This window comes from Bifidobacterium sp. RTP21102st3_E2_RTP21102_210122 (assembly GCF_040916945.1).
In the GTDB taxonomy this organism is placed as follows: domain Bacteria; phylum Actinomycetota; class Actinomycetes; order Actinomycetales; family Bifidobacteriaceae; genus Bifidobacterium; species Bifidobacterium longum.
This window is the reverse complement of the sequence record NZ_JBCPAN010000039.1, coordinates 1-255: the sequence shown is the minus strand read 5'-3', so window position 1 is coordinate 255 and position 255 is coordinate 1. Positions and strand designations below refer to the sequence as shown.

Annotated in this window: 1 pseudogene; it reads right to left on the bottom strand. The window is 59.6% G+C overall.

What is annotated here, in order from left to right:
- Positions 1-122 precede the first annotated feature (122 nt).
- Positions 123-255: pseudogene (locus AB5287_RS10090) on the bottom strand (ribose-phosphate diphosphokinase); the annotation flags it as partial.

The window sequence follows — 255 nt, the reverse complement described above, 5'->3', positions numbered from 1 at the left end:
GAAATAGGGAGGTCGCCCTGTGGCGGCCTCCCTATTTTGTATTCAATCCGTTATGGATGGCCAGGACCGCGTCATTCTGCCTCCGCCAGCGGGGGCAAATATGTAGTCCTTTGTTTTATATTTCAGGCGTAGATGTTTCTCGGGCGCATGTCCTCCGGCAGGCCCTCCAGCAGTGTCGCCACGGAGCCTTCCTCGAAGACGGAGCGGATGCCGGCGGCCAGCAGCGGCGCCACCGACAGCACGGTCATGTTATCC